This window comes from Vibrio sp. 378 (assembly GCF_033339435.1).
On the sequence record NZ_JAWOUO010000630.1, the window covers coordinates 1 to 664 of the forward strand.

1 protein-coding gene is annotated in these 664 nt (G+C 49.1%); it reads left to right on the forward strand.

Annotated features, from left to right (window positions below; genetic code table 11):
• On the forward strand, positions 1–664 hold a 664-nt coding region (locus R7Q48_RS27960; protein ID WP_318133554.1), incomplete at both ends, for a proline dehydrogenase family protein.

Consider the following 664-nt stretch of genomic DNA (forward strand, 5'->3'; position numbering starts at 1 on the left):
TCCCACTTCGCTTGGTAAAAGGCGCGTACTGGGATAGCGAAATCAAATGGTCACAACAAGCGGGCTACGACAACTACCCAGTGTACACACGCAAAGAAGCGACCGATGTTGCTTACCTTGCATGTGCGCGTTTCCTATTAAGCGAAGGCGTACGTGGCAATATCTTCCCGCAATTTGCCAGCCACAATGCGCACACAGTTACTGCGATTGCAGTGATGGCGCAGCATAAGGATTTTGAATTCCAACGCCTACACGGCATGGGAGATTCACTCTACAACCACGTGATGGAGAAATACGGCCAACCTGTTCGTATTTACGCTCCAGTTGGTAGCCACGCGGATCTACTGCCTTACCTTGTTCGTCGTCTGCTAGAAAATGGCGCAAACAGCTCGTTTGTACACCGTTTGGTTGACGCGCGTTGCCCAATTTCTGAACTGACACATCACCCTGTGGATGCGCTAACCAGTTTTGCGGCGCTGAATAACGATAAGATCCCAATGCCTTCAGGTATTTTCCCTGAGCGTAAAAACTCTTACGGCGTCAACATTGATATCGAAAGCGAAGCAAAACCATTTGAAGCGCAAGTTGAAAGCTTCCTAAACAATAAGTGGGTTGCGGGCCCTGTGATCAACGGTGAACGTTTTGCCGAAAGCATGATCAAGGA